Here is a 13648-nt window from a genome sequence, read left to right on the forward strand (position 1 = left end):
GGGCGGATCGCTTCCGGACCGACCTCGCGGGGGCGGCTGTTCTCCGGAGCAAAGGACCGAAACACCAGAGGATCGAGGCCATGGTTCGTGTGACGGCTTTCCTGCGCGCGTCATTCATGTCGACGGCGCTGGCGGCAACCCTGCTGGCTTCCCAGGCGGCGATCGCCGCCGGGCCGGTGCAGGGCGGACAAGGACATGGCGGGCAGGCGGGTCCGCGGTCCGGCGGCGACAAGCAGGCCGGCCCGGCCAACGCGGCGCCGCTTTCCACGGCTCCCCAGCCGACGACGCCGGCCGCCGGTTGCCTGAAGCCGGGTGTACCACTGTGCATGGACGATCAGGCCACCTTCCTCAGCGCCGACAGGATGTCGTCCTGCCAGGGCGAGGTGAAGGAGTATGTCGACAAGTCGATGGCCTACCTGACTTGCCTGAATGACGAGAATATCGCCACGGGGCGCGAGTTGAGCCGCAATGTCGACCGCTTCAACTGCCGCCTGTCGGGCCGGAAGGGCTGCGCCAACTGAGACGCGCCGCCCGCCGGCCGGGTGGGCCCGAACATTGTGCCGGTTCTTGACGCCGACCAATGGCGACCGTGAGAGTCGGTCGCGTCTTCAATCAATCCGATATGGCCTGTACCGGCCGGACACGCACACGGGCCGGATCCCGGCAGGGACCGGCCCGCGTTGCATACGGACTTTACTCGTTCAGCCGGCCTTGCGGCGGGTCTGGCGGCCGGAGCTGCGGCCCAGGCCGATGCGCTTGGCGAATTCCGAACGCTGCGCGGCATAGTTCGGCGCGACCATCGGATAGTCGGGCGGAAGTCCCCAACGGGCGCGGTACTCGTCCGGCGACATGTTGTAGGTCGAGCGAAGGTGCCGTTTCAGCATCTTCAACTTCTTCCCGTCTTCCAGGCAGACGATGTATTCGGGCGTCACCGACTTGCGAATCGGAACGGCCGGCTTCAGCGGTTCCGCCGCGACCTCGCGGGGCTGACCATTCAGTCCGGTCAGCGACGAGTAGACCGTATTGATCACGTCGGGGATTTGCTGAGCAGGCAACACGTTCTTGCTGACATACGCCGATACGATGTCGGCGGTCATCCGCAGCAGCGCATTGTCCGGTACATCGGCGCGAAGCTGGTCGCTCATTGCACTGTGTCCTGGTTTTTCATTTGTCCGTACGAACCAAGTTGCATACCGTGATTTGGGTGTCAATATAATTTCGGCAAGCGTCAAATTAGTTGCTCTTGCAATTCAGAACAAAGGAGCAAGGTGCAAATCAGCTTTCGCTGAAAACCGTCATCGCGTCGTGGCTGTGTCGCGGCTTTAAGGGGCGTCTAGTAAGCGCCGGCTTGCGATTTTCCGACGACAGGGATGCGGTAATTGGCTGATTTCCCACTCCTATAACGAATCGGTTATCTCCCTTGCTTCCACGGTTCGGCAACGAAGGGGTGAAAACCGTGTCTAAACTTTCGCGGGAGTTGGGGTGCCACGCCGCTTGGAGCCGATTGAGGCCGGCGGGGAGGGGGCGGGACCTGTGCGACAGGTCCGTCCAAGCGGGCCGGACCCCGCCCCGATCCTAGCCCCGATCCTAGCCATGCATCCACGTCATGGTGTGGCTGTGGCGGTTTGCACCGACATCTGGTAGGGTGCGGGCGTCTTTTCCCCGCTTCGCCCATCACCGCACCCGCGACCGCACGCACCGGAGTTTCCGTCGTCATGACCGTCAGCACTGTGGCACTCGCCTCCGATCACGCCGGCTACGAGCTGAAGGCTCAGATCGCCCGGCAACTGGAGGCCGCCGGCTACACCGTCCTCGATCTCGGCACCGACGGTCCGGCTTCGGTCGACTACCCGGATTTCGCCGCGGCGCTGGCAGCCGCCGTCACCGACGGCCGGGCACAGCGGGGCGTGCTGATCTGCGGCAGCGGCATCGGCATCAGCATCGCAGCCAACCGCCATCCCGGCATCCGTGCCGCCCTGGTCCATGACGTCACCACCGCGCGCCTGTCGCGCGAGCACAACGACGCCAACGTGATCGCGCTGGGCGCCCGTATCATCGGGCCGGAAATTGCCAAGGATTGCGTGGACGCCTTCCTGAAGGCCGAATTCGAAGGCGGTGAGCGGCACAGCCGCCGCATCGCCAAGATGGGCTGAGCGCGCCGCCGGCGCCGCCCTATCCTGGCCCAGCATTCGGCCGCAGAGGCCCGCAACCGGGGCGCGACAGAACCCGGACCGACCAGCATGGAAGCCGCCAGTCCGGGCCGCCCGGACCGCTTCATGCCCTGCGATGAGGAACCTTCCGCCATGACCAGCAGCAACACCGCCGAGATCGGCCGCTTCTTCGCCGCCTCGCTTGCCGAGACCGATCCCGAACTGGCCCGCGCGGTGCGCGACGAGCTGGTCCGCCAGCAGGAGCAGATCGAACTGATCGCGTCCGAGAACATCGTCTCGCAGGCGGTGCTGGAGGCGCAGGGCTCGGTCCTGACCAACAAGTATGCCGAAGGCTATCCGGGCAAGCGTTACTACGGCGGCTGCGAGTTCGTCGACGTGGCGGAGAACCTGGCGATCGAGCGCGCCTGCAAGCTGTTCGGCTGCGAGTTCGCCAACGTTCAGCCCAACTCCGGCTCCCAGGCCAACCAGGCGGTGCTGCTGGCCCTGCTGCAGCCGGGCGACTGCGTGCTGGGCATGTCGCTGGCCGCCGGCGGCCACCTGACCCACGGTGCCGCGCCGAACATGTCGGGCAAGTGGTTCAAGGCCGTGCAGTACGGCGTCCGCAAGGACGACCACCTGATCGACTTCGACCAGGTCGAGGCGCTGGCCCGCGAGCACAAGCCGAAGCTGATCATCGCCGGCGGCTCCGCCTATCCGCGCGTTCTGGACTATGAGCGTTTCCGCGCCATCGCGGACGAGGTCGGCGCCATCTTCATGGTGGACATCGCCCACTATGCCGGCCTGATCGCCGGCGGCGTCTATCCGAACCCGTTCCCCTACGCCGACGTGGTCACCACCACCACCCACAAGACGCTGCGCGGCCCGCGTGGCGGCATGGTGCTGACCAACAAGGAAGACATCGCCAAGAAGATCAATTCGGCGGTGTTCCCCGGCCTGCAGGGCGGCCCGCTGATGCATGTCATCGCCGCCAAGGCGGTGGCCTTCGCCGAGGCGCTGCGTCCGGAGTTCAAGACCTACGCCCAGGCGGTGGTCGACAACGCCCAGATCCTGGCCAAGACGCTGATCGCCGGCGGGCTGGACATCGTGTCGGGCGGCACCGACAGCCACATCGTGCTGGTCGACCTGCGTCCGAAGAACCTGACCGGCAAGGCGGCGGAAGCCAGCCTGGAGCATGCCGGCATGACCTGCAACAAGAACGGCGTGCCCTTCGACCCGCAGAAGCCGATGATCACCTCCGGCGTCCGTCTGGGCAGCCCGGCGGCGACCACCCGCGGTTTCGGCACCGCCGAGTTCAAGCAGGTCGGCGAGATGATCGTCGAGACGCTGGACGGGCTGGCCGCCAGCAACTCCGGCGACAACACGGCGGTGGAAGCGGCGATGCGCGAGCGCGTGCGCGGCCTGTGCCGTCAGTTCCCGATCTATCCGACCCTCTGACGCGACAAGGTGATCGACAGATGCGCTGCCCGTTCTGCGGAAACGAGGATACCCAGGTCAAGGACTCGCGCCCGACCGAAGACAACTCGGCAATCCGCCGGCGGCGCTTCTGTCCCAGTTGCAGCGCCCGCTTCACCACCTTCGAACGCGTCCAGCTGCGCGAACTGACGGTGGTGAAGAGCAATGGCCAGCGCGAAGCCTTCGACCGCGAGAAGCTCCTGCGGTCGATGCGCATCGCGCTGCGCAAGCGCCCGATCGATGCCGACCGTATCGACCGGGTGGTGAACAGCATGGTCCGCCAGTTGGAGTCCTCCGGCGAAAGCGAGATTCCGTCGAAGCAGATCGGCGAGAAGATCATGGAGGCGCTGCAGACGATGGATCAGGTCGCCTACATCCGCTACGCCTCGGTCTACAAGGACTTCCGCGAAGCCTCGGACTTCAACGAGTTCGTCGAACAGTTGGCGCCGGAAGCCTCGCCGGGGATGTGAGGTGTCGAGGGAGGGGGCGTGCGGTTGCCCCCTCCCTGACTTCTCACCCGAACTGCGCCAGGATCGCCAGCAGCAGGATCGCCACGATGTTGGTGATCTTGATCATCGGGTTCACCGCCGGGCCGGCGGTGTCCTTGTAGGGGTCGCCGACGGTATCGCCGGTCACCGCCGCCTTGTGCGCGTCGGAGCCCTTGCCGCCGTGGTTGCCTTCCTCGATGTACTTCTTGGCATTGTCCCAGGCGCCGCCGCCGGACGTCATCGAGATGGCGACGAAGATGCCGGTGACGATGGTCCCCAGCAGCATCGCGCCCAGCGAGGCGAATCCCGCCGCCTGACCGCCGATGGCGGCGATGACGAAATACAGAACCACGGGGGCCAGCACCGGCAGCAGCGAGGGGATCACCATCTCCTTGATCGCCGCACGGGTCAGCATGTCCACCGCCCGGCCGTAATCGGGCTTGGCGGTGCCCTCCATGATGCCGGGGATCTCGCGGAACTGGCGGCGCACCTCCACCACCACCGACCCGGCGGCGCGGCCGACGGCGGTCATGCCCATGGCGCCGAACAGGTAGGGCAGAAGACCGCCCACCAGCAGGCCGACGACGACATAGGGGTCGTTCAGCCGGAACTCCACCGGCACGTTCGGGAAGTAATGGCCCAAGTCCTGGACATAGGCCGCGAACAGGACCAGCGCCGCCAGTCCGGCGGAACCGATGGCGTAGCCCTTGGTCACCGCCTTGGTGGTGTTGCCGACGGCGTCCAGTGCGTCGGTGGTGACGCGGATGTTGGCGGGCATGTCCGACATCTCGGCGATGCCGCCGGCATTGTCGGTGACAGGGCCATAGGCGTCGAGTGCGACCACCATGCCGGCCAGCGCCAGCATCGTCGTGGCGGCGATGCCGATGCCGAAGACGCCGGCCTGACCATGGGCGATCAGGATGCCGGCACAGATGACGATCACCGGCAGGGCGGTCGATTCCATCGACACGGCCAGCCCCTGGATGACATTGGTGCCGTGCCCGGTTTCCGATGCCTTGGCGACGCTGCGCACCGGGCGGAAGGCCGTGGAGGTGTAGAACTCCGTGATCCAGACCAGCAGCCCGGTGACGCCCAGCCCGACCAGGGCCGAGACGAACAGGTTGAAGCCGGTGATCGCGGTGCCGTCGGACATGGGGATGGCGCGGGTGAAGCCGAACAGGATCGCGGTGACGATCAGGATCAGCACCAGCGACAGCCCTGCCGCGACGATCAGCCCCTTGTACAGCGCCTTCATGATGGCGTTGTCGGCACCGAGCTTCACCGCGAAGGTGCCGGCAATGGAGGCCAGGATGCAGACCGCGCAGATCAGCAGCGGATAGATCAGCATCAGCCGCAACCCGTCCCCGGAAAAGAAAATCGCCGCCAACAACATGGTGGCGACGATCGTGACGGCGTAGGTTTCGAACAGGTCGGCGGCCATACCGGCACAGTCGCCGACATTGTCTCCGACATTGTCCGCGATGACCGCGGGATTGCGCGGGTCATCCTCCGGAATGCCGGCCTCCACCTTGCCGACGAGGTCGGCGCCGACGTCCGCCCCCTTGGTGAAGATGCCGCCGCCCAGCCGCGCGAAGATGGAGATCAGCGACGCGCCGAAGCTGAGCGCAACCAGCGCCTCCAGGATCGTGCGGACCTCCACCGGGTCGCTGATCCGGTAGATCAACGTCAGGACGCCGAAATAGCCGCCGACGCCCAGCAGACCCAGCCCGACCACCAGCATGCCGGTGATCGCCCCCGACTTGAAGGCGATGTCCAGCGCCGGTGCCAGTCCATTGGTCGCGGCCTGTGCCGTGCGGACGTTGGCGCGGACCGACACGTTCATGCCGACATAGCCGGCGCTGCCCGACAGCACGGCGCCGATCAAAAAGCCCAAAGCCACCGGAAAGCCCAGCGTCACCCACAGGATGACCAGCAGGACGGCGCCGGCGATGGCGATGGTGGTGTATTGGCGGTTCAGATAGGCACGCGCCCCTTCCTGCACCGCTGCGGCGATGGCCTGCATCCGCTCCGACCCCGGCGAAGCGGCCATGACTTCTTTTCCGGTGCGAAAACCGTAGGCCAGCGCGAGCAGGCCGGCGGCGATGATGACGATGAACGCTAAAGCCATCGCATCCCCCGATTGATTTCAAGGACGCGCCCAGGAAAGGCTGTCTCCCATCCGTAATCAAATGGGGGAGAAGTCGGGCGCAAGTATTCCCGGAAAAAGCATGCTCCCGGTGCCGCCGCTTTGCAACCGCCGGCCGGTCAGAGGCGACGCGGCGAAATGGCCGTAGGGGGGCCTGGCCTTTGCTGGGCGGCCTGTTCTTCTGCACTGCACAATAGGCGCGGATTTCAGGCAAATAAGCGGCAGATCAGAGATTACGTTGCGTAACCGCCTGAACCAGAACGTCCTGAACGGCGTCCTTGCCGATGACTTTGCCGGCCGCCTCCACCAATTTGGCCTTTACGGCAGGAATATTGACCAAAGCGCCGTTGAGGATCGACTGGTCGGCGATGCCCCCGTAAAGGGCGGTCAGGAAAGCGTCGGTCAGGCGCGGCTGATTGGCTTGGGCCATTGGCTGCTTGTCCAGAAGCACCTCGACCGCCACGACGACGGTCACGAACTGCTCGACTCGGGATGGGCCGATCATCGGCACCACCAGCGGGGCCAAGCGGACGAAGGCGGTGGGCGGCTTCGGCGGCGGTTCCACCTTCTTCGGCGGCGCGTCCGGATGTTCGGTGAAGTATTTCTGATAGACGAACCAGCCGCCGAAACTGGCGCCGCCCAGCAGCACGATGCCCAGGACGAGAACGATCAGGGCCTTGACCACCGCAGCACACCTTCGCAGACACCGAACCGCCGCACCCTGCGCCGGTCATGCTTTCGATTGTCTTAAAGAAGCGGGGAGGGTAACAGGCGGTCAGAAATGGTCCCAGCCGCGGCGGGCCAGCGGCAGGGGGGCTCCGGCGGCGTCCAGCACCGTGACCTCGCCGGGCGGGCCGGGATTGAATTCGCCGATCTCGGTGATGGCGACCCCGCTGTCTGCGGCGAGGGCGGCGAGCGCATCGCTGGCCGACGGCGGAGCGGTGAACAGGAGCTCGTAATCGTCGCCGCCGGTGATGGCGAGCGCCAGCCGGACGGGATCGCCGTCGATGGCGCCACGCGCCGCGTCCGACAGCGGCACCGTGCCGGCTCGCAGCAGGGCGGCGCAGCCCGACTCCTCGCAGAGATGGCCGAGGTCGGCGACCAGCCCGTCCGATACGTCCATGGCGCCGCTGGCGAGCCCGATCAGGCGCGTCCCCACCGTCGTGCGGGGGTCCGGCCGGCGCATACGGCGCAGCAGATGGGCGCGGGTTTCCTCATCCGGGATGTCGAGCCGGCCATAAGCGATCTCCAGCCCCAGGGCTGCGTCGCCGATGGTGCCGGTGACGAAGACGCGATCGCCCGGACGCCCACCCCAGCGCGGCAGGGCGCGGCCGGTGGGAACCAGCCCGAATGCGGTGACCGACAGCGTGATCGGACCGGCTGTGGAGACCGAATCGCCGCCGGCCAGCGCGATGCCGAACTGCCGCTGGTCCTCGCCCAGGCCGGCCGCGAAGGCCTCCAGCCAGGATTCCTCCAGGCCGCGGGGCAGGGCGGTCACCAACGTGTAGGCCAGCGGTTCCGCCCCCATGGCGGCGAGGTCGGACAGGTTGCTGCGCATCAGCTTGGCCGCGATGTCGGCCGGCGCGTCGTCGGGAAAGAAATGCACCCCGGCCACCATCGCGTCGGTGGTGACCACCAGCTCCCGCCCCTCCGGCACGCCGAACACGGCGGCATCGTCCCGCAGGCCGCGGGCACCGGGAAACCCGGCGGCCAGCGGCTTGAAGTAACGGGTGATGCGGCCGAACTCGCCGAGGGTGGGGGTGGTCATGGCGATGGGCAGCCGAAATCCCCTCTCCCCTCCGGGGAGAGGGTCAGGGTGAGGGGGATGCAATGTGTGGTGTATGCCGGAAACCTGCAATCAGCAAACGCGCGTTCCCTCACCCGGCTGCTGGCGCAGCCACCCTCTCCCGCAAGCGGGCGAGGGTCCGCCCCCCTCACCCGGACGGCTATCGCCGTCCGACCTCTCCCCGGGGGGGAGAGGCTAAAGTGAGGAGGGTTGCGCATGTTCACTCCTCGGTCGTGCCGCGGCCGGGGTCGGGCTTGGCGAGGTCGTCGGCGCGGAGCGCGCGGGCGACATGGTCGAGCACGCCGTTCACCATCGCCGGCTCGCGGCCGGAGAAGAAGGCGCGGGCGACGTCGACATACTCGCTGATGAGGATGCGCGGATGGGTGTCCATATGGACCGCGATCTCATAGGCGCCGGCGCGCAGGATGGCACGCAGCAGCAATTCCAGCCGGTCGAGCGGGAAGCGCGGGTCGAGCGCGGCGCCCAGCACCCCGTCCACCTCGGCCCGGCGATGGATCGCGCCGCGGACGATGTCGGCGAACAGCTGCGGATCGCCGGAAACGAACTTGTCGCCGTCGATCTCCTCGCCCAGCCGGTGGGCGACGAACTCGCCGACGACATTCTCGACCGGGGCCTGGGCCAGATCGATCTGGTACAGCGCCTGGGCCGCGGCCAGACGGGCGGCCTTGCGGCGCGCCTTGGCGGAGCCGCCGCCGGTCTTGTTCTTGCGGGACTTCGATTTGCCCTTGGAGTCGCCGCCCTTGGGGGCGTGATCGGGTGTCACGGGGCTGCCCGCGTCGTCGTTGCTCATGATCTGCAGTCGCTAAAAGAGAGGAGATGTCGGGATCAGCGCGGATAGAGGCGGAATTTGCGCTTCAGGTCAATCATGTCAAGACAGGCCCGTGCGGCGCGGCCCCCCATATTGACCGATCCGACATTGGCACGCGCCCAGGCCTGCTCGCGGTTTTCCACCGTCAGGATGCCGTTTCCGACCGCCAGACTGTAGCGCAGGGCAAGATCCTGCAGGCCGCGGGCGCTTTCGGCACAGATCGTTTCGTAGCGCGTGGTCTCGCCCCGGATCACGCAGCCCAGCGCGACATAGCCGTCGAAACGCTTGCGGGCGGTGAAGAAGTCCATGGAGCGGATGGCGTACATGATCGCCGCCGGAAGCTCCAGACAGCCGGGCACGCCGTAGCGGATGTGCGTGGCGCCGGCGCGGTCGAGTTCCGCGACGGCGCCGCGCGCCAGCTCATCGGCGATGTCCTCGTGGACGCGGGCGTCCACGACCATGATATGGGGCGTGTCGGTCATCCGGCGGCGTTCAGCCCCTTGCTCAATCGTCGCCGGGGTCGGCGGCACCCGGAGTGATGGCGCGGTGGCCGACCACGGTCAGGCCGTAGCCCTCCAGCCCGATGATCGGCTTCTTGCGGTTGGACAGCAGCACCATCTTGCGAACGCCGAGATCCAGCAGGATCTGCGCGCCGATGCCGTAGTCGCGCAATTCCGGCGCGCTGCCGGACTGGCCTTCCAGCCGGGCCTTCAGCACGGTGGACAGGCCGTTCGGGTTCGGTTCGCGCAGCAGCACGACGACGCCGCGGCCTTCCTTGGCGATCAGTTCCATCGAGGCATGGAGGTCGGCGTCGCGGCCGGAGTTGCGGTCGCCCAGCACGTCGTCCAGCACCGATTGGGCATGCATGCGCACCAGCACCGGCTCGTCGCCGGAGATGTCGCCGCGCACCAGCGCGATGTGCTCCGCATACTGGATCTTGTTGATGTAGACGTAGGACTGGAAGCGGCCGCCGAAGCGGCTGTCCAGCGTGCCGGCCAGCACCTGCTCGACGATGGTCTCGGTGCGGCGGCGATAGGCGATCAGGTCGGCGATGGTGCCCACCTTCAGCCCGTGGAACTGGGCGAACTGCACCAGATCCGGCAGGCGGGCCATGCTGCCGTCGTCGTTCATGATCTCGCAGATCACCGCCGACGAGGAATGGCCGGACAGCCGGGCGATGTCGACCGACGCCTCGGTATGGCCGGCGCGGACCAGAACGCCTCCGTCACGCGCCAGCAGCGGGAAGATGTGGCCGGGGGTGGCAAGGTCCTGCGGGCCGGACGCCGGGTCAATGGCGACCGCGATGGTGCGGGCGCGGTCGGCGGCGGAGATGCCGGTGGTCACCCCCTCGCGCGCCTCGATCGAGACGGTGAAGGCGGTCTGGTGGCGCGACGCGTTCTGCTGCGCCATCAGCGGCAGGCGCAGCCGCTCGATGTTCGGCCGGTCCATGGTGAGGCAGATCAGGCCGCGGCCATGCTTGGCCATGAAGTTCACCGCTTCCGGCGTGGCGCAGGAGGCGGGGATCACCAGATCGCCCTCGTTCTCCCGGTCCTCGTCGTCGACCAGGATGAACATCCTGCCCTGACGCGCCTCTTCGATGATCTCTTCGGCCGTCGACAGGTATTGGTGAAACTCGGACGTCATTCCTGCCCCGCGAGCCGGGCGACATAGCGCGCCAGCATATCGATTTCGAGATTGACCGCATCGCCCTCCTTCAGTCCGCCGAAGGTGGTGGCGGTCTGGGTGTGGGGGATGATGTTGACGCCGAAGCGGCTGCCGTCGACCTCGTTGACGGTCAGCGACACGCCGTCGATGGCGACCGAGCCCTTGGGCGCGATGTATTTGGCGAGATTGGCCGGCGCCTCGAAGGTCAGGCGCAGCGATTCGCCTTCGGGACGGATCGACAGCAGCCGGCCGACGCCGTCGACATGGCCGGACACGATGTGCCCGCCCAGTTCGTCGCCGACCTTCAGCGCGCGTTCCAGGTTGACGCGCGTGCCGGGTTCCCACCCGCCGAGCGTCGTCTTCGACAGGGTTTCCCCCGACGCCTGGATGGCGTATGTCCCCGGCCCCTTTTCGATGACCGTCAGACAGACGCCGTTGTGGGCGATGGACGCCCCGATCGCGATCGTCTCCGTGTCGAAGGCGGTCTCGATGGTGAACCGGGTGTCGCCCTGCCGCTCCACGGCCCGGACGCGCCCGACATCGGTTATGATTCCGGTGAACATGGCGGCGAATTTAGCAGGTTTCACGGCCAGGGGAAGCGCGCGCGACACCGCAAGCAACGCAACGGTCTGTTGCGTGGCCTGAACCGACGGCCAAACCGATCCTTAGGAAGCGATGCGGCGATAACTTTCAGCGAGATCGGCGCCGGCGCTGCGGACCGCGGTGCGTTCGAAGCGGGTCATCGCCGACAGCGCATCGATTCCAAAGCCGGCGACCGCCGGCAACCCGTCGCCGCCGATCAGCGAAGCGGCGCGGAACCACTCCAGCCGGTCGATCAAATCGGCGCCAAGCAAGGCGCCGGCCATCGCCGCGCCGCCCTCCACCAGCACGCGGGTGATGCCGCGGGAGGCGAGGGCGGAGAGGGCGGCGGCGGGATCGACGCGGCCGTCCATACCCGCAGGAACGGGGAGCACCTCGACACCAAGCGCCGTCAGAGCCTCGAGACGGGCGGAGTCGGGGGTGGGGCCGGTGACGACCCAGGTCGGGATGCGGCCGGCGCCGGTCGCGAGCTTGGCCGCAGGGGGCAGGCGAAGGCTGCTGTCGACCACCACGCGCACCGGGCTGCGGTCTTCCAGGCCGGGCAGGCGGCAGGTCAGTTCGGGATCGTCGGCCAACGCGGTGCCGATGCCCACCAGGATCGCATCATGGCTGGCGCGCAGGCGGTGGCCCCAGGCGCGGGCGGTGGGGCCGGTGATCCATTGCGACTCGCCGGTGCGGGTGGCGATGCGGCCGTCCAGCGTGCTGGCGACTTTCAGCGTGATCAGCGGGCGGCCCAGCGTGATGCGGTTGAAGAAGCCCTCGTTGAGGGCAAGCGCCTCGGTCTCGCAGACGCCGGTGACGACTTCGATCCCGGCGTCGCGCAGGCGGGCCAGCCCGCCGCCGGCAACCCTCGGATCCGGATCCTGGCAGGCGACGACGACGCGCGCCACCTTCGCCTCCACCAGCGCCAGGGCGCAGGGCGGCGTCTTGCCGTAGTGGTTGCAGGGTTCGAGCGTGACGTAGGCGTTGGCCCCCTCCGCCCCGCCGGAGAGGATGCGGGCATGGACCAGCGCCTCCGTCTCGGCATGGGGGCGGCCGCCGGGCTGGGTCCAGCCGCGGCCGATCACGGCGCCATCGCGGACCAGCACGCAGCCGACCGCCGGATTCGGCCAGGTCCGCCCCAGCCCGCGTGCGGCGAGCGTCAAGGCGGCGCGCATGAAGTGCCGGTCGGTGTCGGATGAAACGGGCACGGTAACGGTCAGGCGATCAGCTGCCGGGGCCCTTGCCCTTGGTGTCCTTGGCGGAGAAGCGGCCGACGTTGCCCATCATCTGTTCCAGGAAGCCCATCTCGCGGCCGGCAGTGGGCGTCGAGCGCTCGACCAGATCGATGTCCTGGCCGTTCGACTTGTCCAGCGTCTTGATCTCGCGCAGGACGCCGGCATCGTCGAAGCGGGCGATGACGACGCGACGCTCCGTCACTTCCGGCTCAAAGAAGGCGGTCTTCTCGGTCTTCTGGCCGATGTAGTACCAGACATTCTGATCGAAGGTGCCCACCGAGGTCGGCGTGCCCAGAACCGCGGCGACGTCGTCGCGCCGGCTCTGGCCCGGCTGCAGCTCTGCCACCAGCTGCGGGTCCGTCAGGTTGCCGCGGGTGGCGACGACGGGAGAGCAGCCGGTCGCGGCGAGGCCGGCGAACAGGATGCTTCCCAGAAGGGCGGTGCGAATGACGGCGCGCGGGGCGGAAAAGTTCGATCTGGTCATGGTGCTCGGGCTATGATGGAGCCGGCGGGGCATAGGACTGCCCGCTGGCGCGGATAGTCGCTAAGGCGGGACAATCGCACCGGGCGCTTCGCCCTGTCAACGAGACTCCGAATCGGGGAAGGGCTGCCGTTCGTGTCTGAGAGCTTCATGGATCGCCTGCTGGGTCCTCTGCTGAATGGCCTGGGCGGCGCGCGCGCGCGCAATGCCGAGGCGGTGGGCGGGCTGTTCACCGGCATCGTCGCCCAGGCCCGCCAACCGGGCTTCTACGCCGCACTGGGCGTGCCGGACACTCTGGACGGCCGGTTCGAGATGGTGGCGCTGCACCTGTTCCTGGTCATGCGCCGGCTGAAGGGGCAGGGAGCGGCGGCGGCCAAACTGTCGCAGCGCCTCTACGAGACGATGGTCGACGATTTCGAGAAGTCGATCATGGAGCTGGGGGCCGGCGACAGCGGCATCGCCCGGAGGGTGAAGACGATGGCGCGCGGCATGGCCGGGCGAATCCGCGCCTATGACGAGGCGCTCGCCGAATCCGACGACGGCCGGTTGGAAGTGGCGCTGGACAACAACCTCTATGGGACGGTGGATCCGGTGCCGGACGGGGCGCTTCCCACCATGGCCGCCTATGTGCGGGCCTGCGCCGCGGCGCTCGATGCCCAGCCGCTGGAGTCGCTGATGCGCGGCGAGTTGCGCTTCGCCCCTGCGCCCGCCTGACGGCACACTATATATACTGCGCCTGAGTATACTGCGCCTTATGGGCCGCCGGGATCGCGGAGGGCTTGCCTTTCGCGGCCGGCGGCTGCATGTGACTCG

Annotated in this window: 15 protein-coding genes; 5 read left to right on the forward strand and 10 right to left on the reverse strand. The window is 67.6% G+C overall.

Annotated elements, in window-relative coordinates; translation table 11 throughout:
• Positions 1 to 80: 80 nt before the first annotated feature.
• Complete coding sequence (locus ACWPKK_RS03555; protein WP_452001078.1) at positions 81 to 521, forward strand: hypothetical protein; 441 nt, start codon at positions 81 to 83, stop codon at positions 519 to 521.
• Between the two features lie 180 nt (positions 522 to 701).
• Here ACWPKK_RS03555 and ACWPKK_RS03560 read toward each other — a convergent pair whose 3' ends face one another.
• Positions 702 to 1145: a MucR family transcriptional regulator gene (locus ACWPKK_RS03560; protein WP_014247241.1), complete on the reverse strand. Its 444-nt coding sequence runs from the start codon at positions 1143 to 1145 to the stop codon at positions 702 to 704.
• 570 nt (positions 1146 to 1715) lie between these two features.
• On the opposite strand from ACWPKK_RS03560, the gene rpiB reads away from it, so the two are divergent.
• The 3 genes from rpiB to nrdR all read left to right on the forward strand — a co-directional run bounded on the left by rpiB (position 1716) and on the right by nrdR (position 4093).
• Entirely contained in the window at positions 1716 to 2153 is a 438-nt protein-coding gene (gene rpiB, locus ACWPKK_RS03565) for a ribose 5-phosphate isomerase B (RefSeq protein ID WP_111065895.1), read from the forward strand.
• Between the two features lie 150 nt (positions 2154 to 2303).
• Positions 2304 to 3605 (forward strand): serine hydroxymethyltransferase, encoded by a 1302-nt coding sequence (glyA, locus tag ACWPKK_RS03570; RefSeq protein WP_149223256.1) that lies wholly within the window; start codon positions 2304 to 2306, stop codon positions 3603 to 3605.
• Positions 3606 to 3625: 20 nt separating this feature from the next.
• A complete protein-coding gene (gene nrdR / locus ACWPKK_RS03575; protein WP_149223257.1) occupies positions 3626 to 4093 on the forward strand; it encodes a transcriptional regulator NrdR in 468 nt (155 codons plus the stop codon).
• Positions 4094 to 4136: 43 nt separating this feature from the next.
• Here nrdR and ACWPKK_RS03580 read toward each other — a convergent pair whose 3' ends face one another.
• From ACWPKK_RS03580 to ACWPKK_RS03620, 9 genes are all read right to left on the reverse strand, one after another.
• Positions 4137 to 6239, reverse strand: a complete 2103-nt coding sequence (locus tag ACWPKK_RS03580) for a sodium-translocating pyrophosphatase (protein WP_452001080.1) — start codon at positions 6237 to 6239, stop codon at positions 4137 to 4139.
• A 244-nt stretch (positions 6240 to 6483) separates the two neighbouring features.
• Entirely contained in the window at positions 6484 to 6942 is a 459-nt protein-coding gene (locus ACWPKK_RS03585; protein ID WP_452001082.1) for a hypothetical protein, read from the reverse strand.
• Positions 6943 to 7032: 90 nt separating this feature from the next.
• Positions 7033 to 8025, reverse strand: coding sequence for a thiamine-phosphate kinase (thiL, locus tag ACWPKK_RS03590; RefSeq protein ID WP_452001084.1), 993 nt, complete (start codon positions 8023 to 8025; stop codon positions 7033 to 7035).
• Positions 8026 to 8263: 238 nt separating this feature from the next.
• On the reverse strand, positions 8264 to 8854 hold the full coding sequence (gene nusB / locus ACWPKK_RS03595; RefSeq protein WP_452001086.1) for a transcription antitermination factor NusB: 591 nt from the start codon (positions 8852 to 8854) through the stop codon (positions 8264 to 8266).
• A 35-nt stretch (positions 8855 to 8889) separates the two neighbouring features.
• Positions 8890 to 9354, reverse strand: a complete 465-nt coding sequence (gene ribH, locus ACWPKK_RS03600) for a 6,7-dimethyl-8-ribityllumazine synthase (protein WP_012973639.1) — start codon at positions 9352 to 9354, stop codon at positions 8890 to 8892.
• Positions 9355 to 9376: 22 nt separating this feature from the next.
• Positions 9377 to 10516, reverse strand: coding sequence for a 3,4-dihydroxy-2-butanone-4-phosphate synthase (gene ribB / locus ACWPKK_RS03605; protein WP_452001089.1), 1140 nt, complete (start codon positions 10514 to 10516; stop codon positions 9377 to 9379).
• A complete protein-coding gene (locus ACWPKK_RS03610; RefSeq protein WP_324864529.1) occupies positions 10513 to 11100 on the reverse strand; it encodes a riboflavin synthase in 588 nt (195 codons plus the stop codon). The genes ribB and ACWPKK_RS03610 overlap by 4 nt, the downstream gene beginning before the upstream one ends.
• A gap of 102 nt (positions 11101 to 11202) precedes the next feature.
• On the reverse strand, positions 11203 to 12327 hold the full coding sequence (ribD, locus tag ACWPKK_RS03615) for a bifunctional diaminohydroxyphosphoribosylaminopyrimidine deaminase/5-amino-6-(5-phosphoribosylamino)uracil reductase RibD (RefSeq protein WP_452001091.1): 1125 nt from the start codon (positions 12325 to 12327) through the stop codon (positions 11203 to 11205).
• 16 nt (positions 12328 to 12343) lie between these two features.
• On the reverse strand, positions 12344 to 12838 hold the full coding sequence (locus tag ACWPKK_RS03620; protein ID WP_452001093.1) for an outer membrane protein assembly factor BamE: 495 nt from the start codon (positions 12836 to 12838) through the stop codon (positions 12344 to 12346).
• Between the two features lie 147 nt (positions 12839 to 12985).
• Here ACWPKK_RS03620 and ACWPKK_RS03625 point away from each other — a divergent pair, with 147 nt between their 5' ends.
• Positions 12986 to 13549 (forward strand): ubiquinol-cytochrome C chaperone family protein, encoded by a 564-nt coding sequence (locus ACWPKK_RS03625; protein ID WP_452001095.1) that lies wholly within the window; start codon positions 12986 to 12988, stop codon positions 13547 to 13549.
• Positions 13550 to 13648 lie beyond the last annotated feature (99 nt).

The organism is Azospirillum largimobile (assembly GCF_977007025.2).

Bases quoted from the DNA above. Each gene is read 5' to 3' on its own strand.
- ACWPKK_RS03555 (WP_452001078.1), top strand. From the start codon at position 81: ATGGTTCGTGTGACGGCTTTCCTGCGCGCGTCATTCATGTCGACGGCG.
- ACWPKK_RS03560 (WP_014247241.1), bottom strand. From the start codon at position 1,145: ATGAGCGACCAGCTTCGCGCCGATGTACCGGACAATGCGCTGCTGCGG.
- rpiB (WP_111065895.1), top strand. From the start codon at position 1,716: ATGACCGTCAGCACTGTGGCACTCGCCTCCGATCACGCCGGCTACGAG.
- glyA (WP_149223256.1), top strand. From the start codon at position 2,304: ATGACCAGCAGCAACACCGCCGAGATCGGCCGCTTCTTCGCCGCCTCG.
- nrdR (WP_149223257.1), top strand. From the start codon at position 3,626: ATGCGCTGCCCGTTCTGCGGAAACGAGGATACCCAGGTCAAGGACTCG.
- ACWPKK_RS03580 (WP_452001080.1), bottom strand. From the start codon at position 6,239: ATGGCTTTAGCGTTCATCGTCATCATCGCCGCCGGCCTGCTCGCGCTG.
- thiL (WP_452001084.1), bottom strand. From the start codon at position 8,025: ATGACCACCCCCACCCTCGGCGAGTTCGGCCGCATCACCCGTTACTTC.
- nusB (WP_452001086.1), bottom strand. From the start codon at position 8,854: ATGAGCAACGACGACGCGGGCAGCCCCGTGACACCCGATCACGCCCCC.
- ribH (WP_012973639.1), bottom strand. From the start codon at position 9,354: ATGACCGACACGCCCCATATCATGGTCGTGGACGCCCGCGTCCACGAG.
- ribB (WP_452001089.1), bottom strand. From the start codon at position 10,516: ATGACGTCCGAGTTTCACCAATACCTGTCGACGGCCGAAGAGATCATC.
- ACWPKK_RS03610 (WP_324864529.1), bottom strand. From the start codon at position 11,100: ATGTTCACCGGAATCATAACCGATGTCGGGCGCGTCCGGGCCGTGGAG.
- ACWPKK_RS03620 (WP_452001093.1), bottom strand. From the start codon at position 12,838: ATGACCAGATCGAACTTTTCCGCCCCGCGCGCCGTCATTCGCACCGCC.
- ACWPKK_RS03625 (WP_452001095.1), top strand. From the start codon at position 12,986: ATGGATCGCCTGCTGGGTCCTCTGCTGAATGGCCTGGGCGGCGCGCGC.